The sequence below is a fragment of the Streptomyces sp. NPDC056161 genome, from assembly GCF_042268025.1.
Classification (GTDB): domain Bacteria; phylum Actinomycetota; class Actinomycetes; order Streptomycetales; family Streptomycetaceae; genus Streptomyces.
Genome location: NZ_JBHJUV010000063.1, coordinates 19,897 through 41,020, shown reverse-complemented (window position 1 = coordinate 41,020; position 21,124 = coordinate 19,897). Strand labels below are relative to the sequence as shown.

The 21,124-nt window shown below is 72.7% G+C and carries 14 protein-coding genes; 8 read left to right on the top strand and 6 right to left on the bottom strand.

What is annotated here, in order from left to right:
- Nucleotides 1-27: 27 nt before the first annotated feature.
- Complete coding sequence (locus ACFC09_RS38725; protein WP_376536499.1) at nucleotides 28-1,095, top strand: ABC transporter substrate-binding protein; 1,068 nt, start codon at nucleotides 28-30, stop codon at nucleotides 1,093-1,095.
- A 26-nt stretch (nucleotides 1,096-1,121) separates the two neighbouring features.
- On the opposite strand, the gene ACFC09_RS38720 is transcribed toward ACFC09_RS38725, so the two are convergent.
- From ACFC09_RS38720 to ACFC09_RS38705, 4 genes are all read right to left on the bottom strand, one after another.
- A complete protein-coding gene (locus ACFC09_RS38720) occupies nucleotides 1,122-1,802 on the bottom strand; it encodes a response regulator (RefSeq protein ID WP_376536497.1) in 681 nt (226 codons plus the stop codon).
- Nucleotides 1,799-3,493, bottom strand: coding sequence for an ATP-binding protein (locus ACFC09_RS38715; RefSeq protein WP_376536495.1), 1,695 nt, complete (start codon nucleotides 3,491-3,493; stop codon nucleotides 1,799-1,801). Before ACFC09_RS38715 ends, ACFC09_RS38720 begins: the two co-directional genes overlap by 4 nt.
- A gap of 106 nt (nucleotides 3,494-3,599) precedes the next feature.
- Nucleotides 3,600-4,541, bottom strand: coding sequence for a sucrase ferredoxin (locus tag ACFC09_RS38710; RefSeq protein WP_376536493.1), 942 nt, complete (start codon nucleotides 4,539-4,541; stop codon nucleotides 3,600-3,602).
- Nucleotides 4,538-5,851: a citrate/2-methylcitrate synthase gene (locus ACFC09_RS38705; protein ID WP_376536491.1), complete on the bottom strand. Its 1,314-nt coding sequence runs from the start codon at nucleotides 5,849-5,851 to the stop codon at nucleotides 4,538-4,540. Before ACFC09_RS38705 ends, ACFC09_RS38710 begins: the two co-directional genes overlap by 4 nt.
- 111 nt (nucleotides 5,852-5,962) lie before the next feature.
- On the opposite strand from ACFC09_RS38705, the gene ACFC09_RS38700 reads away from it, so the two are divergent.
- Together ACFC09_RS38700 and ACFC09_RS38695 are read left to right on the top strand one after the other, a co-directional pair.
- Nucleotides 5,963-7,129 (top strand): citrate synthase/methylcitrate synthase, encoded by a 1,167-nt coding sequence (locus ACFC09_RS38700; RefSeq protein ID WP_376536489.1) that lies wholly within the window; start codon nucleotides 5,963-5,965, stop codon nucleotides 7,127-7,129.
- Nucleotides 7,130-7,495: 366 nt separating this feature from the next.
- Nucleotides 7,496-8,725, top strand: coding sequence for a CobW family GTP-binding protein (locus ACFC09_RS38695; protein WP_376536487.1), 1,230 nt, complete (start codon nucleotides 7,496-7,498; stop codon nucleotides 8,723-8,725).
- On the opposite strand, the gene ACFC09_RS38690 is transcribed toward ACFC09_RS38695, so the two are convergent.
- Nucleotides 8,722-11,181: a DNA topoisomerase (ATP-hydrolyzing) subunit A gene (locus ACFC09_RS38690; protein ID WP_376536485.1), complete on the bottom strand. Its 2,460-nt coding sequence runs from the start codon at nucleotides 11,179-11,181 to the stop codon at nucleotides 8,722-8,724. The genes ACFC09_RS38695 and ACFC09_RS38690 overlap by 4 nt on opposite strands.
- Before the next feature lie 311 nt (nucleotides 11,182-11,492).
- On the opposite strand from ACFC09_RS38690, the gene ACFC09_RS38685 reads away from it, so the two are divergent.
- The 4 genes from ACFC09_RS38685 to ACFC09_RS38670 all read left to right on the top strand — a co-directional run bounded on the left by ACFC09_RS38685 (nucleotide 11,493) and on the right by ACFC09_RS38670 (nucleotide 16,495).
- A complete protein-coding gene (locus tag ACFC09_RS38685) occupies nucleotides 11,493-12,896 on the top strand; it encodes a M16 family metallopeptidase (protein ID WP_376536483.1) in 1,404 nt (467 codons plus the stop codon).
- Nucleotides 12,893-14,281: a M16 family metallopeptidase gene (locus tag ACFC09_RS38680; protein WP_376536481.1), complete on the top strand. Its 1,389-nt coding sequence runs from the start codon at nucleotides 12,893-12,895 to the stop codon at nucleotides 14,279-14,281. Before ACFC09_RS38685 ends, ACFC09_RS38680 begins: the two co-directional genes overlap by 4 nt.
- 577 nt (nucleotides 14,282-14,858) lie before the next feature.
- Complete coding sequence (locus tag ACFC09_RS38675) at nucleotides 14,859-15,614, top strand: M23 family metallopeptidase (protein ID WP_376536479.1); 756 nt, start codon at nucleotides 14,859-14,861, stop codon at nucleotides 15,612-15,614.
- Nucleotides 15,615-15,802: 188 nt separating this feature from the next.
- On the top strand, nucleotides 15,803-16,495 hold the full coding sequence (locus ACFC09_RS38670; protein WP_376536477.1) for a GntR family transcriptional regulator: 693 nt from the start codon (nucleotides 15,803-15,805) through the stop codon (nucleotides 16,493-16,495).
- A 370-nt stretch (nucleotides 16,496-16,865) separates the two neighbouring features.
- On the opposite strand, the gene ACFC09_RS38665 is transcribed toward ACFC09_RS38670, so the two are convergent.
- On the bottom strand, nucleotides 16,866-17,147 hold the full coding sequence (locus ACFC09_RS38665; protein ID WP_376536475.1) for an HPr family phosphocarrier protein: 282 nt from the start codon (nucleotides 17,145-17,147) through the stop codon (nucleotides 16,866-16,868).
- A 177-nt stretch (nucleotides 17,148-17,324) separates the two neighbouring features.
- On the opposite strand from ACFC09_RS38665, the gene ACFC09_RS38660 reads away from it, so the two are divergent.
- Nucleotides 17,325-20,426 (top strand): GNAT family N-acetyltransferase, encoded by a 3,102-nt coding sequence (locus ACFC09_RS38660; protein WP_376536473.1) that lies wholly within the window; start codon nucleotides 17,325-17,327, stop codon nucleotides 20,424-20,426.
- The last annotated feature ends 698 nt before the right edge of the window (nucleotides 20,427-21,124 follow it).

The following is a 21,124-nucleotide window of genomic DNA, read 5'->3' as shown; positions in this document are numbered from 1 at the left end:
CGCATCCTCACAAGGACGTGAACCGTCATGCGCAAGACCGCCAGACTCGCGGCACTGTCCGTCGCCGGCCTGCTCGCCCTCTCCTCGCTCACCGCCTGCGCCAACGACGCGGCCAGTACCGCCGCGGGCAGCGGCAGCGGAGGAGGCGGCAAGGGGGAGCAGGTCAAGATCATGGTCGGTGGCCTGGACAAGGTCATCTACCTGCCCGCGATGCTCACCCAGCGGCTCGGCTACTTCGACGCCGAGGGACTGAACGTCCAGCTCCTGACCGAGCCCGCCGGAGTCCAGGCCGAGACCGCGCTGGTCGCCGGCCAGGTGCAGGGAACGGTCGGTTTCTACGACCACACGCTCGACCTCCAGGTGAAGGGCAAGGCCGTCGAATCCGTGGTGCAGTTCTCGCACGCGCCCGGTGAGGTGGAGGTCGTCTCCGCGAAGGCGGCAGGCGACATCACGTCGCCCAAGGACTTCAAGGGAAAGAAGCTCGGCGTCACCGGACTCGGATCCTCGACCGACTTCCTCACCAAGTACCTCGCCGTCAAGAACGGGGTGGACGTCAACGAGTTCACGCCCGTCGCCGTGGGCGCCGGGCCGACGTTCATCTCCGCGCTCCAGCAGGGTGCCATCGACGGTGGCATGACGACCGACCCGACCGTGGCGACGATCCTGGACAAGAAGGCGGGGAAGATCCTCCTCGACATGCGCACTCCCGAGGGCTCGCAGGAGGCGCTCGGCGGCCCGTATCCGTCGTCAAGTCTGTACATGCAGACGGACTGGGTGAACGGCCACAAGGACACCGTCCAGAAGTTGGTCAATGCATTCGTCAAGACGCTCAAGTGGATGTCCACGCACAGCGCGGACCAGATCGCCGCCAAGATGCCCGCCGACTACTCCCAGGGCGACAAGGCCCTCTACGCGGAGGCGATCAAGAGCACGCTGCCGATGTTCACCGACGACGGCGTGATGCCGCAGAACGGTCCGGAGACCGTCGAGAAGGTCCTCAAGGCGTTCAACCCCAACATCAAGAACGCCCAGGTGGACCTGAGCAAGACATACACGACGGAGTTCGTCGAGAAGGCCGCGCAGTCGGCGGGCTGACATCCGGCTCCGGTGCCGCCGCGCCGTCAGCCGCGGGCCGCCCACACGTAACGGTGTTCGGGGCGGCCCGCGTCGCCGTATTTCAGGGTCAGCCGGGCCTGTCCCGTGCGCTCCAGGAGCTTCAGATAGCGCTGGGCGGTCTGCCGGCTCACACCGGTCCGCTCGGCGATCTCCTGGGCGGACAGCGGCCCGCCGGCGTTCATCAGGCACCGGCGGACCAGTTCGGCGGTGGTGGGGGAGTGCCCCTTGGGCAGCTCCGGGGCGGCCGGCGCGGACAACGCCCCGAAGATGTGGTCCACCTGCGCCTGTCCGGCCTCACCACCGCTGTCCAACGTACGGCGCAACTGGGCGTACGCCTCCAGTTTGGTGCGCAGTCCGGCGAAGGTGAACGGTTTCACCAGGTACTGCAGGGCACCGTGGCGCATCGCCGCCTGCACGGTCGACACGTCCCGGGCCGCCGTCACCATGATGACGTCGGTCTGCAGGCCGCGCCTGCGCATCTCCCGGATGACGGCGAGGCCCGTCTCGTCGGGCAGGTAGTGGTCCAGGAGGACCAGGTCGAGCCCGGGCAGCGCCTCGATCCGGCGCAGTGCCCCGGCGGCGTCGTGCGCCTGACCGGCCACGTGGAAGCCCGGCACCTTCTCGACGTAGGCGGCGTTGACGCGGGCGACCCGGGCGTCGTCGTCCACGATCAGGACCTCGATCATCGGGCATCCTCCTCGGCGGCGGTCTCCGCGGGCGCCGTCAGCGCCGGTTCCAGCCCCTGCTCACGTCCCGGTTCCAGCGCCGGGTCCGCCAGGGCCTCCGGCAGCACCACCGTGAACTCCGCGCCCCTGCCGCCCGCCTGGCCCACCGACGCGCTGCCGCCCTGCCGCTCGGCGAACCGGCGCACCAGGGACAGTCCGAGCCCGCGCTTGCCGTGCGCGGGCGGCTTCTTCGTGGACCATCCCTCGGTGAAGACCAGTTCACGCTGCTCCACCGGGACACCGGGCCCGGTGTCGCGCACCCTGAGCACGGCCGTGCGTCCCTCGGCGCGCAGTTCGACCTCCACGCGCGCGTGCGGGGTGCCGGCCACGGCGTCGAGCGCGTTGTCCACCAGATTGCCCACGACCGTGACCAGCCCCCTGGGCTCGATCAGCCGGTCCGGGAGCCGGGTGCGGTCCGAGATCCACAGGGCGACCCCGCGTTCGGCCGCCACCGTCGCCTTGCCGACCAGCAGAGCGGCGAGCAGCGGGTCCTGGATCTTCTCGGTCACCTGCTCAGCGGTGACCCGGTGATCGCCGACCACCTCCCCGACGAACTCCACGGCGTCGTCGTACATCTCCAGTTCGAGCAGGCCGAGCAGCGTGTGCATGCGATTGGCGTGCTCGTGGTCCTGGGCGCGCAGCGCGTCGATCAGGCCCCGCGTGGAGTCGAGTTCGCGGCCGAGTTGCTCCAGTTCGGTGCGGTCGCGCAGGGTGGCCACCGCGCCGCCGTCACCGGTGGGCGTCCGGTTGGCCACGAGGACCCGCTGGCCGCGGACGGTCAGCAGGTCGGTGCCGGTCACCCGGCCGGCCAGGACGTCGGTCGTCCGGCCCTCGCCCAGCGCCTCGTCGGGGGTCCGTCCGACGGCCTCGTCGCCGATGCCGAGCAGGCGCCGCGCCTCGTCGTTGAGCAGGCGGACGCGGCCGGTGCGGTCCAGGGCGACGACGCCCTCCCGGATGCCGTGCAGCATCGCCTCCCGCTCCGCGAGCAGGGCCGAGATGTCCGAGAAGGCCAGGTCCCGGGTCTGCCGCTGGACCCGGCGGGAGATCAGCCAGGCGGCCAGCGCGCCGACCGCCAGCGCGCCGCCCGCGTAGGCGAGCAGCCCCGGGATGGCGCTGAGCAGCCGGGCCCGCACGCTGTCGTACGCGATGCCCACCGAGACCGCGCCGACGATCCTGTGGTGGGAGTCGTACAGCGGTACCTTGCCGCGCGCGGAGCGGCCCAGGGTGCCCTTGTCGATCTCCATGACCTGCTGTCCGGCCAGTGCCGCGCTCGGGTCGGTGGAGACGACGCTGCCGATCTCCGCGGGCGTGGTGTGCGACCAGCGCACTCCGTACAGGTCCATCACCACGATGTACTCGGCGTTCGTGGCGTGCCGGATCCGCTCGGCCTCCGCCTGCACCGGTCCGTCGACGGACGGCCGGGTGCGCTGGACGCCCTCGGCGATCTGCGGATCCTGCGCGGTGGTCTCGGCGATGGCCAGCGCGCGGCGCATCGCCTCCTGGTCGAGTTGCTTGCTCAGCGGGGCCAGGAACAGCCCGGTGGCGAGCACCGCGACTCCCGCGGCGATCGCCAACTGCGCCACGAGGACCTGCGAGAACACTCGCCGTGGCAGCCCGAGACGCAGCCGGCGCGCGGGGGGAGTGGGACTCATGTCCACGACAGTACGGGGGTGGGCGGACCGAGCCGTAGGGGGTGTGGTGTGGATCTCTTGACCGTATCTCGGGGGTGTGCGGTCGGCCTGACGCCGGGGATCCGGATCAGCCGGCCGGGACCGTCGCGGGCAGTTCTCGCACGGCCACCACGTCCATCCGGGCGGGTGCGCCCAGCGCCGAGGCGCCGCAACTCTCCTGGCGCGGCGGCAAGGAGGCGCCCTGGGCCACGATGACGCGCCACCGGCGGCCGTCGGCGTGGGCGACGGTCACCTCCCAGCGGGGCGCCGCGCCATCGGTGCGTACGACGGCCAGCGTGTCCGCCGCGTACTCGCCCGCCGCCGTGCGCACGGCCAGTTCGGCCGCCTGACCGGGCCTGTTCCAGGCCGAGTTCCCGCGGCACCCCTGGACGACGATCCGGCCCTCCTGGACGCCGTGCAGGACCTCCTTGACGGTAGGGGCCTCGGCCCTGCCGTACGAGTAGCCGTACGGCAGGACGAGCACCGTCGGCGAGAAGCGATGTCCACCCAGATGGGTGACCTCCCACACGCCCGGTACGCCGGACGCGGTGAGTTCGGCCGCGAGGGGACGGCCGAGCAGGGCGCAGCAGCGGTCTCGCTTGCCGTTGGTGCAGACGAGCGCGAGCGGACCTGTCTCGTGCGCGCGGCCGCCGAGCGCCGTGTCGAACGTGCGGTGGTCGCCCGCGCCGAGGGCGGCGTAGTCGAGGTCGAGCAGTTTGCGCGGGTCGCGGGTCGTGGCGCCGCGCAGCCACACCTTGCCGGGCACGGTGTGGGCGGCGTACACCCGACGTTCGGCGGGCGTGCCGGGGTCGGCGTGGCGGCCGGGCCGCCGGATGAGCGCGATCCGTACGCCGGTGCCGTCGGCGGCGGCCTCCAGGGCGCGGCCGAGCGCGCGGTCCAGGTGGCTCGACGTGAGCGCTTTGACACCCCAGGGGCCGGGCTGTTCCAGCAGCAGCCAGGTCGTCGCCGTGGCCGCCGTACCGGAAACGGGCTCGTCGAGGCTCCGGGAGACGGTTGCGCACCTACTCACAGAGGTGAGCCTAACCTGACTTTGCCCGGGGGTACTTCCGGCTCGCCCTCCCCGTGCTGCTCCGGCAGGGGCTGCGGGGGCCTCGGGCCCACGTAGTGGCCGCTGGGGCGCATCCGCATCGGGCGTTCCCCGTACTCCTCCAGGGCGTGCGCGATCCAGCCCGCCGTCCTGGCGACGGCGAAGACCGTCTCGCCCGCCGTCGCGGGCATGCCGCAGGAGGCGGTGAGCACGGCGAGGGCCAGGTCGACGTTGGCGTGCAGCGAGGTGTGCCGGGCGGCCGTGGCGACGATGTCCTGGGCCGCGAGGAGGGCGGGCTCCGCGCGCGGGATGCGCTCCAGGAGCGTGAACAGGGCACGCGCGCGCGGGTCCTCGCCCGGGTAGAGCCGGTGGCCGAGCCCGGGGATGCGGCGGCCGGCCCGGAGTTCGGCCGCGACCACCGGGCCGGCGTTGCCCTCGTCGAGCACGTCGAGCAGCAGCCGGTGGGCCAGTCCGCTGGCCGCGCCGTGCAGCGGGCCCTCGATCACACCGAGTCCGGCCGACACGGCCGCGTACACATGGGCCCGGGCCGAGGCGGCGACCCGTACCGCGAGCGTCGAGGCGGCCAGGTCGTGGTCGACGAGCAGGGCGAGCGCCGTGTCCAGGGCGCGAAGTGACGCCTCGTCGGGGTCATGGCTGGTCAGGCGGCCCCACAGGCGTTGCGCGAGCGGGCCCTCGTCCCGGCCGTACGGGCGCAGCGGCAGTGCGGCGACCAGGGTCGGGATGAGTACCCGCGCGGTCGCGAGCACGGCCTCCTCGGACAGGTCGAAGCGCAGTGGGTCCTCCGTCGCCGCGGCGATGGCCGCGACCCGCAGCTGATCGGTGGGCGCGGCGTGCTCCGGAAGGGCGGTCACGGCCCGGCGGGCGACGGCGACGGTGGCCTCCGGCGCGGTGAAGGTCACCTCGGGGCTCAGCCGCTCGGTCCACAACCACTCGGCGACCTCCTCGTAGGAGTGGTGCGCGGCCAGTTCGACGGCGTCCACGCCGCGGAAGTAGTAGTGGTCCTCGTCGATCAGCGTGATGCGGGTCCGGACGGACAGCTCGCCGCCGTAGACCGGCCCGGCCTGGCTCTCGCGCCTGTTGCGCCGGGCGAGGGCCGTCACCTCCGCCTCGTCGAAGGTGCTGCCGCGGCCGCCCGGCTCGCGCCTACTGGTGAGCTGACCACGACTCACGTACGCGTACACGGTCTCCGGCTTCACGCCGAGCAGTTCGGCGGTCTCCCTGGTGCTCAGCCTCCGCTGGGGGCCGCCGGGGGCGGGTTCTTGATCGCGCATGGGGGTCACCGTAGTCGCCTCACTGGCGTATGGATCGAATATTGATCGGATCAATATTGACAGAAAATCTATCAAGCATGGACAGTCTAATCAATTCCAGGGAGGAGAATCATGTCCATCAACAAGGCCCCAGCCACCCTTGTCGATGTGCCGCGCGGACTCGCGGGTGTCGTCGTCGCCGACACCGAGATCGGTGACGTCCGGGGCATCGAGGGCTTCTACCACTACCGCCAGTACTCGGCCGTCGAACTCGCGCGGACCCGCGGCTTCGAGGACGTCTGGCACCTCCTCGCATACGGCGGACTCCCGGACCCGCAGCGCCGTGCCGCCTTCCTCGCCGAGACCAAGGCGCTGCGCGGGCTCCCCACCGAAATCAGTGCCGCGCTGCCCGCCGTGGCCGCGGCGAGCCGCACCTCGGGCCCGCTGGCCGGGGCGCGCACCGCGCTGTCCCTGCTGGGCGCGGCCCGGGGGTTCCGGCCCCTGTACGACATCGACCCCGACCGGCGCCGTGCCGACGCCGTCGCCGCCTGCGCGGCCGTACCGACCCTGCTCACCGCCCTGTACCGGCTCGGGCGTGGGCAGCAGCCGGTGGAGCCGCGCGAGGACCTGTCCTACGCCGCCAACTACCTGTACATGGTGACTGGTGAGGAACCGGACGCGCGGCAGGCTCGGGCGGTCGAGCAGTACTTGATCTCAACCATTGACCATGGATTCAATGCATCAACCTTCACCGCGCGGGTCATCGCGTCCACCGGCGCCGATGTGGTGGCGTGCCTCCTGGGGGCCCTGGGTGCGCTCTCCGGGCCGCTGCACGGGGGTGCGCCCAGCCGTGCGCTGGACACCCTCGACGCGATCGGCACCCCGGACCGGATCGACGGCTGGATCCGCGAGCGGGTCCTGGCCGGTGACCGCATCATGGGCTTCGGCCACGCGATCTACCGCACGGAGGACCCCCGTTCGCGGATGCTCCGTGAGATCGCCCAGGGCTTCGGTGGACCGCGTGTCGGCTTCGCCGTGGAGGTCGAGCGCCGGGTCGAGGCGATCCTCGCCGAGCTGAAACCCGGCCGCGAACTGCACACGAACGTCGAGTTCTACGCGGGTGTGGTCATGGAGCTGTGCGGACTGCCCCGCGAGATGTTCACGCCCACCTTCGCGGCGGCGCGCGTGGTCGGCTGGAGCGCCAACATCCTGGAACAGGCCGCCGACTCGAAGATCATCCGGCCGGTCGCGCGGTACGTCGGGCCGGAGCCGCAGATTCCGGTGCCGATCCCCGAGTGACGAGGCAGCGGACCCCACGGACACCCACGAGCGCCGTCCACGGACTCTCGTGGACGCGCACGCGCATCCGCTGACACGCACGGGCGCCCACACATGCTGACACGCGCGGGCGCCCACCATGCAGACACCCACGGGCGCGTCCACGCACGCTGACGCACGGGCACTCACGGACGGACGCTCACGGACTCACGGACGGGCACTCACGGACGCCGCCCCCCGCTCACCGTCGCCACAGAGACCGCTGACGCCGCCTACGCCCACGACGGTGGAGTCCTGCCGCTGCTCGTATCCTGGGTCGGCATTCCATCCCCGACCGTGCGCCGGGCCGTGAGCCGGCGCACGCGTCCGCGTGAGAGAGGTCGCTCAGTGGGGCACCACCGCAGTCCGCAGCAGATCCCGGTCGTCGTACTCGCCGGATTCCTGGGCTCCGGGAAGACCACGCTACTCAACCACCTCCTCCATCGCGGCGGGGGCAGCCGGATCGGGGCGATCGTCAATGACTTCGGCGCCATCGAGATCGACGCGATGGCCGTGGCCGGCGCCCTCGGCGACTCGACGGTCTCCCTCGGCAACGGCTGCCTGTGCTGCGCCGTCGACACCAGCGAACTCGACGACTACCTGGCACGGCTCGCCGCCCCGGACACCGGCATCGACGTCATCGTCATCGAGGCCAGCGGGCTCGCCGAACCCCAGGAACTCGTCCGGATGGTGCTCGCCAGCGAACACCCCGGGATCGTCTACGGCGGCCTCGTCGAGGTGGTCGACGCCGCGGAGTTCGACGCCACCCGCACCCGGCACCCGGAGATCGACCGGCACCTGGCCCTCGCCGATCTGGTCGTGGTCAACAAGCTCGACCGGGCCGAGGACGGCGAGCGGGTGCTCGGCCTCGTCGGCTCGCTCACCGACCGAGCCGCCGTCGTGCCCGCCTCCTACGGCCGCGTCGACCCCGAATTCCTCTTCGACTGCCGCCCGGCCGAGGAACGCATCGGTCAGCTGTCCTTCGACGACCTGCACGAGCACGGCGAGGACGAGCACGACCCGCACGACCACGACCCGCACGAGCACGCGGGCCATCTGCACCATCTGCACACCGGCTACGAGAGCCTGTCCTTCGTCTCCGACGTCCCGCTGGACCCCCGCCGGCTGATGCGCTTCCTCGACAGCCGGCCCGAGGGGCTGTACCGGATCAAGGGACACGTCGACTTCGGGGCGTACGACTGCGGAAACCGGTATGGCGTGCACGCCGTCGGGCGGTTCCTGCGCTTCTACCCCGAGCCCTGGGCGGAGACCGGGGACCGGCTCACCCAGCTCGTCCTCATCGGCGCCGGACTCGACACCGCCGCCCTCGGCGAGGAACTCCGGGCCTGCGAGAGCGGCGACGCCCCGCACACCGACGAGCACGGCATGTGGGGCGTCCTGCGCTACGTGACGGCTCCGGAGGGCGGGGACGATCCCGAGCGGTACGCCGCCGGGGAACCGGCCCCCGAGGATCCGCCGTTCGGGAACCCGGGCCGGTCCGGCGAGGCGTTCGGGGACCCCGCCCAGCCCGGCGAGGCGTTCGGGGACCCCGTCCAGCCGTCCGGAGAGCCCGTCTAGAAGGCCGGGCCCGCCACCACCGACACCGTCTTCGCCAGCGACACGCCCGAGCCGTCGCGGCGCGGGTCCAGTTCCGGCAGCTCGACCGGCGCGCCGTTCTTCTGCGCCGCCCGCGCCGGGATCGGGCCCGCCCAGGCCAGCGACAGGCAGTCCTCGCCCTTCAGGAACCGCTGGCAGCGCACGCCCCCGGTGGCCCGTCCCTTGCGCGGGTACTGGTCGAACGGGGTCAGCTTGGCCGTCGTCTGCACCGAGTCGTCCAGCGTGCCCCGCGAGCCCGCCACCGTGAAGACCATCGCCTCCACGGCCGGGTCGACCGCGGTGAAGGAGATCACCTTGGCGCCCTCGGTGAGCTTGATACCGGCCATGCCACCCGCCGGCCGGCCCTGCGGGCGGACCATGGACGCCTGGTAGCGCAGCAACTGCGCGTCGTCCGTGACGAACACCAGGTCCTCCTCGCCGGTGCGCAGCTCCATCCCGCCGACGATCCGGTCGCCCTCCTTGAGCGCGATGACCTCCAACTCGTCCTTGTTGGACGGGTAGTCGGGCACCACCCGCTTCACCACGCCCTGCTCGGTGCCGAGCGCCAGACCGGGGGACGACTCGTCGAGCGTCGTCAGGCACACCACCGTCTCGTCGTCGTCCAGGCTGACGAACTCCGCCAGCGGCGCGCCGCCCGCCAGGTTCGGCACCGTCGTCGGCTCCGGCAGCTGTGGCAGGTCGACCACGTTGACCCGCAGCAGACGGCCGGCGGACGTCACCACGCCCACCTCGCCGCGCGCCGTCGCCGGAACCGCCGAGATGATCACGTCGTGCTTGACCCGCTTGGCCCCGGCATCGGCCGGGTAGGGCTCGGCGTCCGCGGTCCGGGCCAGCAGCCCGGTCGAGGACAGCAGCACCCGGCACGGATCGTCGGCCACCTGGAGCGGCACGGCGGCGACCGGTGCGGCCCCCGCTTCCAGCAGCAGCGTACGGCGGGGGGTGGCGAACTTCTTGGCCACCGCGGCGAGTTCGGCGGAGACCAGCTTGCGCAGCTCGGCGTCCGACTCCAGGATCCGGGTCAGCTCCGCGATCTCCTCGTTCAGCCGCTCCTTCTCCGCCTCCAGCTCGATCCGGTCGTACTTGGTCAGGCGGCGCAGGGGGGTGTCCAGGATGTACTGCGTCTGGATCTCCGACAGCGAGAAGTGCTCCATCAGCCGCGCCTTCGCCTGCGCGCTGTTCTCGCTGGAGCGGATCAGCCGGATGACCTCGTCGATGTCCACCAGGGCGGTGAGCAGGCCCTCCACCAGGTGCAGCCGGTCGCGCCGCTTGCTGCGGCGGAACTCCGAGCGGCGCCGCACCACCTCGAAGCGGTGGTCGAGGTAGACCTCCAGGAGTTCCTTCAGACCCAGGGTGAGCGGCTGGCCGTCGACCAGGGCCACGTTGTTGATGCCGAAGGACTCCTCCATCGGCGTCAGCTTGTAGAGCTGCTCCAGGACCGCCTCGGGCACGAAGCCGTTCTTGATCTCGATGACCAGGCGCAGGCCGTGCTCCCGGTCCGTGAGGTCCTTGACGTCGGCGATGCCCTGGATCTTCTTCGAGCCGACCAGGTCCTTGATCTTGGAGATCACCTTCTCCGGGCCGACCGCGAACGGCAGTTCCGTGACGACGAGACCCTTGCGGCGGGCCGTCACCGTCTCCACGGACACCGTGGCGCGGATCCGGAACGTGCCCCGGCCCGTCTCGTACGCGTCACGGATCCCGGCGAGGCCGACGATCCGGCCGCCGGTGGGCAGGTCGGGGCCCGGCACGTACTTGATCAGGGCATCCAGGTCGGCGTTCGGATACCGGATCAGGTGGCGGGCGGCCGCGATCACCTCGCCGAGGTTGTGCGGCGGCATGTTGGTGGCCATGCCCACGGCGATGCCGGACGCGCCGTTCACCAGCAGGTTCGGGAAGGCGGCGGGCAGGGCCGCCGGCTCCTGCTCCTGGCCGTCGTAGTTGGGCGCGAAGTCGACCGTGTCCTCGTCGATCGACTCGGTCATCAGGCTGGTGGCCTCGGCCATCCGGCACTCGGTGTACCGCATCGCGGCCGGCGGGTCGTCGTTGCCCAGCGAGCCGAAGTTGCCGTGGCCGTCCACCAGCGGGACACGCATCGAGAAGGACTGGGCCATGCGCACCAGGGCGTCGTAGATGGACGCGTCTCCGTGCGGGTGGAGCTTGCCCATGACGTCGCCGACGACACGCGCGCACTTCACGTAGCCGCGGTCGGGGCGCAGTCCCATCTCGTTCATCTGGTAGACGATGCGGCGGTGCACCGGCTTGAGGCCGTCGCGCGCATCCGGCAGGGCGCGGGAGTAGATGACCGAGTACGCGTACTCAAGGTAGGAGCCCTGCATCTCGTCCACGACGTCGATGTCGAGGATTCGCTCCTCGAACGGTTCGTCGGGTGGCGGGGTCTTCGTGCTGCGGCGGGCCATCGCTGCCGGCTCCTCCTGTTTCCGGTCGCTCCCCTGCGGGGCGTTCGTGCTGAAGCGTGAACGTGATCTGCTGCGGACCATTGTGGACCGCGACACTGACAACCCGGGCCAGGCCCCGGTGCCGGCGGCCGGCCCCGGCGCCGGAGCCGACCGCGGGGCCGCCTCGTGGTATGACCCCCGCAGGCTACGCGATCCGCTGTGGGCGTACGTCCCGCGGGAACTTCGCCCGAGGTCCGCACGCTTGCATACAGTGGCAGGACTGGCAGGAAATCCGCGGTTTCGCAACCGCACCCGCGATCGAAGGGACGTACATGCCCATGGGTCACACGGCCACAGCCGAGGCAGGCTCCGGCGGCCTGACAGCGACCGAGCACCGCCTGGCCAACGGCCTGCGCGTGGTGCTCTCCGAGGACCACCTGACCCCGGTCGCGGCGGTCTGCCTCTGGTACGACGTCGGCTCCCGCCACGAAGTCAAGGGGCGCACCGGTCTGGCTCACCTTTTCGAGCACCTGATGTTCCAGGGGTCCGCGCAGGTGACGGGCAACGGTCACTTCGAGCTGGTGCAGGGCGCCGGCGGCTCGCTGAACGGCACCACCAGCTTCGAGCGCACCAACTACTTCGAGACCATGCCCGCCCACCAGCTGGAACTCGCCCTCTGGCTGGAGGCCGACCGCATGGGCTCCCTGCTGGCCGCGCTCGACGACGAGTCCATGGAGAACCAGCGGGACGTCGTCAAGAACGAGCGCCGCCAGCGGTACGACAACGTGCCCTACGGCACCGCTTTCGAGCGGCTGACCGCCCTCGCCTACCCGGAGGGCCACCCGTACCACCACACGCCCATCGGCTCGATGGCGGACCTGGACGCGGCCACGCTGGAGGACGCGCGCCAGTTCTTCCGCACCTACTACGCGCCCAACAACGCCGTACTCTCCGTAGTCGGCGACATCGACCCGGAGCAGACCCTCGCCTGGATCGAGAAGTACTTCGGCTCCATCGCGTCCCACGACGGCAAGCCCGAGCCCCGCGACGGCACGCTGCCCCTGGTCATGGGCGAGCAGCTGCGCGAGGTCGTCGTGGAGGAGGTTCCGGCCCGCGCCCTGATGGCGGCCTACCGGCTGCCGGAGGACGGCACGCGCGCGTCCGACGCGGCCGACCTGGCGCTCACCGTCCTCGGCGGCGGCGAGTCCTCCCGCCTGTACAACCGGCTCGTCCGGCGGGACCGTACGGCGGTGGCGGCCGGATTCGGCCTGCTGCGGCTGGCCGGCGCGCCCTCCCTGGGCTGGCTGGACGTGAAGACGTCCGGTGACGTCGAGGTGCCGGTCATCGAGGCCGCCATCGACGAGGAGCTGGCCCGGTTCGCCGCCGAGGGCCCCACTCCGGAGGAAATGGAGCGGGCCCAGGCGCAGTTGGAGCGCGAGTGGCTGGACCGGCTCGGTACGGTCGCGGGCCGCGCCGACGAACTGTGCCGGTTCGCCGTCCTGTTCGGTGACCCGCAGCTCGCCCTCACCGCCGTGCAGCGCGTCCTGGAAGTGACCGCCCAGGAGGTCCAGGAGGTCGCCCGGGCCCGGCTGCGCCCCGACAACCGCGCGGTGCTCGTCTACGAGCCGCTGTCCGCGGAGTCCGCGGAGCACACCGAGGACGTGGACGTCCCCGAGGACCCCGAGTCCGAAGCCACCGTCGAAGCCGGCGCCGACAACGAGGAGGCGGCCAAGTGACCGAGCTCGCCACGATGGAGTTCCACCCCCAGCCCCGCGCGGGCGAGGCGAAGCCGTGGGCCTTCCCGGCCCCCGAGCGCGGCACGCTGGACAACGGCCTGACCGTCCTGCGCTGCCACCGCCCCGGCCAGCGGATCGTCGCCGTCGAGGTGCTGCTGTCCGCACCCCTGGACGCCGAACCGGCCGGCCTCGACGGCGTCGCCACGATCATGGCCCGCGCCTTCTCCGAGGGCACCGACCGGCACTCCGCCGAGGAGTTCGCCGCCGAGCTGGAGCGGGCCGGCGCCACGCTGGACTCGCACGCCGACCACCCCGGTGTCCGGCTGAGCCTGGAGGTCCCGGCCTCCCGCCTGGCCAAGGGCCTCGGCCTGCTGTCCGACGCGCTGCGCGCACCCGCGTTCGCCGACAGCGAGGTCGAGCGGCTGGTCCGCAACCGCCTCGACGAGATCCCGCACGAGCTGGCCAACCCGGCCCGCCGTGCCGCCAAGGAACTCTCCAAGGAGCTGTTCCCGGCGGCCTCGCGCATGTCACGCCCGCGCCAGGGCACCGAGGAGACCGTCGCCAAGATCGACGCGGCGGCGGTGCGGGCCTTCTACGAGCGGCACGTGCGGCCCGCCACGGCCACCGCCGTGGTCGTCGGCGACCTGACCGGCATCGACCTGGACGCGCTGCTCGACGAGTCCCTGGGTGCCTGGACCGGTGCCACGTCCGAGCCGCGGCCGGTGCCGTCGGTGAGCGCCGACGACCACGGCCGGGTCGTCATCGTGGACCGTCCCGGCGCCGTCCAGACGCAGCTGCTCATCGGCCGCGTCGGCTCCGACCGGCACGACCGGGTCTGGCCCGCCCAGGTGCTCGGCACGTACTGCCTCGGCGGCACCCTCACCTCCCGGCTGGACCGCGTCCTGCGCGAGGAGAAGGGCTACACCTACGGCGTCCGCGCGTTCGGCCAGGTCCTGCGGTCCGCCCCGGACGGCACGGGCGCCTCGCTGCTCGCCATCAGCGGTTCCGTGGACACCCCGAACACCGGTCCCGCGCTCGCGGACCTGTGGACGGTGCTGCGCACGCTGGCGGCGGAGGGGCTCACGGACGCGGAGCGCGATGTCGCTGTGCAGAACCTCGTGGGGGTGGCGCCGCTGAAGTACGAGACGGCCGCGGCGGTGGCGAGCACACTCGCCGACCAGGTGGAGCAGTACTTGTCCGACGACTACCAGGCGACGCTCTACCAGCAGCTGGCCGCCACCGGCACCGTCGAGGCCACGGCCGCCGTCGTGAACGCCTTCCCGGTGGACGGTCTGGTGACGGTCCTGGTCGGCGACGCGGCACAGATCAAGGAACCGGTCGAGGCCCTCGGCATCGGCGAGGTCCGCGTGGTTCCCGCGGAGTAGTCCACGACCCCGCGCGCGTGCGCCCAGGCGGTGTCCCCCGCGCGCGGGGGACACCGCCTGGGACGACGGGATCCCGCCCCCTTCATCGCGCCCGCAGCCGCCACAGCAGCCACATCCGCATCCGCCTCCCCCGTCCCTCAAACCGCGGCTCGCGACGCGCGCGTGGCGCCCTGACAGCCGACCGTTCGTCAGTTCTCCAGGCCGTACGCCCCCGTCCCGGCCCCCGGACGCGGCCTCTCTCCCTTCCCGGGGATGCCCGAATTGCGGGGGAGCCTGCCCATCTGGCCTGTGGCATGCGCTACAAACGCCCGGTTCTGTTTGGGGATTGAAAGTTGTCCCCTTAGCGTCATCCGGGTTGTTCGTCAGGCAGTGCGCCGCGCCGCGGCACCGGACAGCCATCGCCGAGTCCCCGTACGGCGCGAGCCGGGGAGCCGGGGACCCGCGTCCCCGGGATGAACCGGGCCCGCACGGAACCGTAGGAGACCCACCTGCTCCGAACCCTCCCGCAGCGCCTGCACGACCTGGGGCAGCACCGCAGGCCCGGTGGGCGAGAGGGAAGGAAAGGACCAGCCACTCCATGGCGTTCACCCACGCCGCAGGGAAGCACCGGCGCCCCGGCCGGACGCACCGCACCACCACTCGGGCGGCGGGCGTCGCCGCCCTCGCCACCACCGGTGTCATGGGCACCCTCGCGGCCGGCTCGGCACACGCGGCCGGCGCCCCCGAGGAGCGGACCGGCCTCACCCCCGTCGTCGGCCTCAGCGACCTGGTCGCCGAGCAGGTCGACGCCCAGGCGGCCGCGCAGCGGCGGGCGGCGGAGGAGAAGGCGGCCGGGGAGGCCGCGCGCAGGGCGGCGGCACAGCAGGCGGTCGCGGAACGCGCCGCCGAGACCCGGGCCGCCCGCGAAGCCGAGCGTGCGCGTCTGAACGCCTTCGTCGCGCCGATCGCGCACTCCTACGTCTCCACCGGCTACCGGACCGGTGGCTCCCTGTGGTCCTCCGGCACCCACACCGGCATCGACTTCCACGCCGGCGTCGGCACCGCCGTCCACACGGTGGGCTCCGGCACCGTGGTGTCGGCCGGCTGGTCAGGTGCGTACGGCTACGAGATCGTGATCAGGATGGCGGATGGCATGTACACCCAGTACGGCCATCTGTCGTCCATCGGCGTCTCCGCGGGCGGCCAGGTCACCCCGGGACAGCAGATCGGGCTGTCCGGCGCGACGGGCAACGCGACCGGGCCGCACCTCCACTTCGAGGTCCGGACGACGGCGGAGTACGGCTCCGACGTCGACCCCGTCGGCTACCTCCGCAGGCACGGCGTGAACGTCTGACGATCGACGGCGACCCCTCCCGTGACCCCGGCCCGCCGCGCCCGGGGTTTCGTCGTTTCGGACGTGCCGCTGTCCAAAAAATATCCATGGATTCCGGCCCGCCATCGGAAATTCCGGCTCATTGCAATAGAGTCGCGGAACACGCGTCAATCGTCGACGTTTCACGGGGATTAAGGCGGAGGTCGGGTATGCGTATTCCGGCGCACTCGGTGTGCACGGCGATCCGGGACGACATCGTCGCCGGTGTCTACGAACGCGGCAGCCGGCTCACCGAAGAACTTCTCGCGCGCCGTTACGGCGTCTCGCGCGTCCCCGTCCGTGAGGCCCTGCGCACGCTGGAGGCGGAGGGCTTCGTGGTGACGCGGCGGCACGCGGGCGCGTGCGTGGCCGAACCGACCGAGCAGGAGGCCGCCGACCTGCTGGAGATGCGCCTGCTCCTGGAGCCGCTGGGCGCCTCCCGGGCCGCCCAGCGGCGCACCGAGGCCCACCTCAAGGTGTTGCGCGGCCTGGTCCGGCTGGGCCAGGAGCGGGCCAGGCGGGGCAACAGCGAGGAACTGCGTTCCCTGGACGGCTGGTTCCACGAGACGCTCGCCCAGGCGTCCGGGAGCCATGCCCTGACCTCGACGCTCACCCAGCTCCGGCACAAGATCGCCTGGATGTACGTGGTGGAGGCGCCCACCGCCCACGTCGAGTCCTGGGCGGAGCACGGCGTCATCGTGGACGCGGTGGCGCGCGGCGACGCGGAGCGCGCGCGGGCGGTGATGACCCTGCACACCGAGCGCGCGACCGGCGCGCACCGACTGCGCTTCGCGCGCGGCGACCGCCCGGTATCCGTGAGGACTTCGCAACGTCCCGTAAACATGTCGGGTCTGCGAAATTAACAAGGGCGCCGTATACAAAGAAGAGGTAATCGGTGGCGGTGTATTTCCGCTGCCGTATTTCCGTACGTTCGAATTCTCGTCGGGTGTCGCCCGCGTACGCTCGCCGTGAATTTCGATGCGGGTCGGACGGAGACGGCCGGAGACGGTCGGGGAAGCGCGGACACGTGCGGGGACACGTGCGGGGACAGGCGGATGCGGGCGGACACGGTGAAACCGCGCCGCCCGGAAGTGGGCATGGCGAAGCCGCGCCGCCCGGAGGTGGACATGGTGAAGCCGCGCCGCCCGGACGGGGCTGACGCGGCTCCGGTCGCCACTGCGGCGACACGCGCCCGGACGCGGCTGCGTCGGTGCGCGCGACGGCGGAGGACGCTCAGACGGTCTCGGGCAGCTCCTCCAGCCCCTCGGCGACCAGCTTCGCCAGCCGGTCCAGAGCGACGTCGGCGCCCTCGGCGTCGGAGGTGAGGACGATCTCCTCGCCGCCCTGCGCGCCCAGGCCGAGCACGGCGAGCATGGAGGCGGCGTTGACCGGGGCGCCCCCGGCCTTCGCGATGGTCACCGGGATGCCCGCGGCCGTGGCGGCCCGGACGAAGATGGAGGCGGGACGGGCGTGAAGGCCCTCGGCCCAGCCGACGTTGACGCGGCGCTCAGCCATGTGTTGCTGCCCTTCCGAGTTCAGAGTTGTCTAGACCAGTTTTCCATATGGTGATGCATGCCCGGAGCGGTGCCGCGTCCGGCCCCGCTGGGTCGCCGGACCGGGGCCTCGGTCCGGTGTCCGTCCCCCACAGACTGCCTCGCGCCACTGTCATTGGCGAGCCGTACTCTGGGCCCCATGCGGACCACGGTGGACCGGCACGGCCGGCACGAGTACCCCGCCCACTGGGAGGCGGACGTGGTACTGCGCGACGGCGGCACCGCACGCATCCGGCCCATCACCGCCGATGACGCCGACCGCCTGGTCAGTTTCTACGAGCAGGTCTCCGACGAGTCGAAGTACTACCGCTTCTTCGCACCGTACCCGCGCCTGTCCGCCAAGGACGTCCACCGCTTCACCCACCACGACTTCGTGGACCGGGTGGGACTCGCGGCCACGGTCGGCGACGAGTTCATCGCGACCGTACGCTACGACCGCGTCGACGCCGACGGCCTGCTCGCGCCCTCCGGCCGCCCGCCCGCCACCACCCCCGCCGAAGGGCGGGCCGGGACCGCTCCCACGGTCTCCCACCAGGCCGGGACCGCTTCCGCGGTCTCCGACCAGGCCGAGGTCGCCTTCCTGGTGCAGGACGCGCACCAGGGCCGCGGGGTCGCCTCCGCCCTCCTGGAACACATCGCCGCCGTCGCGCGCGAGCGCGGAATCCGCCGCTTCATCGCCGAGGTGCTGCCCGCCAACACCAAGATGATCAAGGTGTTCACGGACGCCGGCTACACCCAGAAGCGCAGCTTCGAGGACGGCGTCGTACGCCTGGAGTTCGACCTGGAGCCCACCGAGCGCTCGCTCGCCGTGCAGCGCGCCCGGGAGCAGCGCGCCGAGGCGCGCTCCGTGCGCCGGCTGCTCGCGCCCCACTCCGTCGCGGTCCTCGGCGTGGGCCGCACACCCGGCGGCGTGGGCCGCGGCGTCCTCGGCAACATCCGGGACGCCGGGTTCACCGGGAGCCTGTACGCGGTCAACTCCGCCTTCCCCGAGGAACTGGAGGAGGTCGACGGAGTGCCCGCGTACCGCTCGGTGCGGGACATCGAGGGCGCCGTCGACCTCGCGGTCCTCGCCGTCCCGGCCGAGCAGGTGGGGGAGGCGGTCACCGACTGCGGCGAACACGGCGTACAGGGTCTCGTGGTGATCTCCGCCGGATACGCGGAGAGCGGCCCCGAAGGACACGAGCGGCAGCGCGCACTTGTCCGGCACGCGCGCACGTACGGCATGCGGCTCGTTGGACCGAACGCCTTCGGGATCATCAACACCGCCGAGGAGGTGCGGCTCAACGCCTCGCTCGCGCCCGAACTGCCGCGCCCCGGGCGGATCGGCCTGTTCGCCCAGTCCGGGGCGATCGGCATCGCGCTGCTGTCCCGGCTGCACCGGCGCGGGGGAGGGGTCACCGGGGTCACGGGTGTCTCCACCTTCGTGTCGTCCGGCAACCGGGCGGACGTCTCCGGCAACGACCTCATCCAGTACTGGTACGACGACCCCGACACCGACGTCGTCCTCATGTACCTGGAGACTCTGGGCAACCCGCGCAAGTTCACCCGGCTGGCCCGCCGGACGGCCGCGGCGAAGCCGCTGGTCGTGGTGCAGGGATCAGGGTCGGCGCCACTGGGCCACGCGGTCCGGGCCACCCGGCTGCCGCACGCCACGGTGTCCGCGCTGCTGCGGCAGGCGGGGGTCATCCGGGTCGACACGATCACCGAACTGGTCGACGCGGGGCTGCTGCTCGCACGCCAGCCGCTGCCCGCCGGGCCCCGGGTGGCGATCCTCGGCAACTCCGAGTCACTGGGGCTGCTCACCTACGACCGGTGCCTGGCCGAGGGGCTGCGCCCGGGACGCCCGCTGGACCTGACGACGCAGGCCACCGCGGCGGACTTCCACCGGGCGCTGTCCCGGGCGCTCGCGGACGACACCTGCGACGCGGTGGTCGTCACGGCCATCCCGGCGATCGGGGACGGCCCGCCCCGGGACGCGGAACTGGCGCAGGCGCTGCGCTCCGCCGCCGCGGCGGCTCCGGCGAAGCCCGTGCTCGTCGTGCACGTGGAACTGGGCGGACTCGCGGCGGCGTTGTCCGCCGCGGCCGGCACGGCACCGCAGGCCGGAGCGCAGCCGTCCGTGGACGAGGCTGAGCCGCCGCGCGATCTGCTCCTGCCCGGGGTGCAGCCGTCCGTGGACGAGGTCGAGCCGCCGCGCGATCTGCTCCTGCCCGGGGTGCAGCTGTCCGCGAACGAGGTCGAGCCGCCGCCCGATCTGCCCCCGCCCGGGGTGCAGCCGTCCGTGGACGAGGTCGAGCCGTCGCCCGCTCCGCCACCACCCGGCGCGCCACGGACGCGGACCAAGGAGAGCGTCGCACCCGGAGCGGCCCGCGAGGGCACCCGCCTCATTCCCGCGTATCCGGCGGCCGAGCGCGCCGTGCGGGCGCTCGCCGAAGCCGTCAGGTACGCGCAGTGGCGATGCGAGGCGGCCGATCCCGGGAAAGTGCCCGAGTACGAGGACATCGACGAGAAGGGGGCCGCCGGTCTGATCGCCGGCCTGCTCACCCGCGGGCAGCACCTCACGATCGGTACCGAAGAGACCTGCGAACTGCTCGGAAAATACGGCATCCACGTGCGCCGCGCACTGCCCGCCCCCGGCCCGGACGCGGCCGTCGAGGCCGCCCGCGCCCTCGGCTACCCGGTCGCCCTCAAAGCGACAGCCCCGCACCTGCGTCACCGCGCCGACCTGGGCGGGGTACGGCTCGACGTGCCCGACGAGGAGCAACTTCGCCGCGCGTATGCCGAGTTGACCGAGTTGTTCGGCAAGCCGGAGGAACTGCGGCCGGTGGTGCAGGCGATGGCGCCCCGGGGCGTGGACACCGTGGTACGGGCCGTGATCGACCCGGCGGCCGGGGCCGTGCTGTCCTTCGGGCTGGCCGGGGCCGCCTCGCAACTGCTCGGCGACATCGCGCACCGGCTGATCCCGGTGACCGACCGGGAGGCGGCCTCGCTGGTGCGCTCGATCCGGACGGCGCCGCTGCTGTTCGGCTGGCGCGGCTCCGCGCCGGTCGACACGCCCGCCCTGGAGGAGGCGCTGCTGCGGGTGTCCCGGCTGGTTCACGACCACCCCGAGGTGGTGGCCGTCACCCTGGAACCGGTGGTCGTGGCCCCGCACGGCCTGAGCGTCCTCGGCGCCACGGTACGGCTCGCGCCCCCGCCGGTCCGCGACGACCTCGGACCCCGGACGCTTCCGGTGTACTGACGTGGGCCTGCCCTATCGCCGAGGGACCGGCTGAGGCGGCCATGCCCTGCCGCGGGCCCGCCGGTAGCCGTACCGCCGCGGGCCCGCCGGTAGCCGTACCGCCGAGGGCTCGCCTGCCGCAGTACCCCCGAGGGCCCGCCTGCCGCCGTACCGCCGAGGGCCCGTCTGCCGCCGTACCGCCGAGGGCTCGCCTGCCGCAGTACCCCCGAGGGCCCGCCTGCCGCCGTACCGCCGCCGAGTCTCCCCGCGCCCTGACGCGGACCCGACACACACTCCCCGGCAGGGCCTCTCCCAGACAGGCCCTCTCCCCGCCACCGAGTCCGCCGGGCGCCGACTCCTCCAGCGCACCGATCCGGAACCGCCCCGCAACCCGCGCCGCATACCCACCCGGGCCCCCACGACGCCCCTGGCCGTGCCCCGCCCGTCCCCCCCCTGTATCCGCCTCCCGCCGAACCGGCCGGAACCCGCCACCGCGCGAGGCCGCGCCCCTTCGGGCACCCGCCGGGAGGGCCGGAGGCGCACCGGCCTGGACCCGTGCACCCTCCCGGCCCCGGCCACCGGCCTGCCCCGCGCACTGGCCGGACCCGCGTACCGGCCCGGCGCCCCCGACCGGCCGGCACCCGCGCGCCGGCCGACGCTCCCGCCTGCCCGCCCGGTCCCGCCGGATCCGCCCGCCGGACCGGCCTTCCCGACTGGAC

What these genes read in the sequence shown, in the direction of transcription:
- ACFC09_RS38720 (WP_376536497.1), bottom strand. Translation starts at nt 1,802, where the DNA reads ATGATCGAGGTCCTGATCGTGGACGACGACGCCCGGGTCGCCCGCGTC.
- ACFC09_RS38725 (WP_376536499.1), top strand. Translation starts at nt 28, where the DNA reads ATGCGCAAGACCGCCAGACTCGCGGCACTGTCCGTCGCCGGCCTGCTC.
- ACFC09_RS38715 (WP_376536495.1), bottom strand. Translation starts at nt 3,493, where the DNA reads ATGAGTCCCACTCCCCCCGCGCGCCGGCTGCGTCTCGGGCTGCCACGG.
- ACFC09_RS38660 (WP_376536473.1), top strand. Translation starts at nt 17,325, where the DNA reads ATGCGGACCACGGTGGACCGGCACGGCCGGCACGAGTACCCCGCCCAC.
- ACFC09_RS38675 (WP_376536479.1), top strand. Translation starts at nt 14,859, where the DNA reads ATGGCGTTCACCCACGCCGCAGGGAAGCACCGGCGCCCCGGCCGGACG.
- ACFC09_RS38690 (WP_376536485.1), bottom strand. Translation starts at nt 11,181, where the DNA reads ATGGCCCGCCGCAGCACGAAGACCCCGCCACCCGACGAACCGTTCGAG.
- ACFC09_RS38700 (WP_376536489.1), top strand. Translation starts at nt 5,963, where the DNA reads ATGTCCATCAACAAGGCCCCAGCCACCCTTGTCGATGTGCCGCGCGGA.
- ACFC09_RS38705 (WP_376536491.1), bottom strand. Translation starts at nt 5,851, where the DNA reads ATGCGCGATCAAGAACCCGCCCCCGGCGGCCCCCAGCGGAGGCTGAGC.
- ACFC09_RS38670 (WP_376536477.1), top strand. Translation starts at nt 15,803, where the DNA reads ATGCGTATTCCGGCGCACTCGGTGTGCACGGCGATCCGGGACGACATC.
- ACFC09_RS38685 (WP_376536483.1), top strand. Translation starts at nt 11,493, where the DNA reads ATGCCCATGGGTCACACGGCCACAGCCGAGGCAGGCTCCGGCGGCCTG.
- ACFC09_RS38665 (WP_376536475.1), bottom strand. Translation starts at nt 17,147, where the DNA reads ATGGCTGAGCGCCGCGTCAACGTCGGCTGGGCCGAGGGCCTTCACGCC.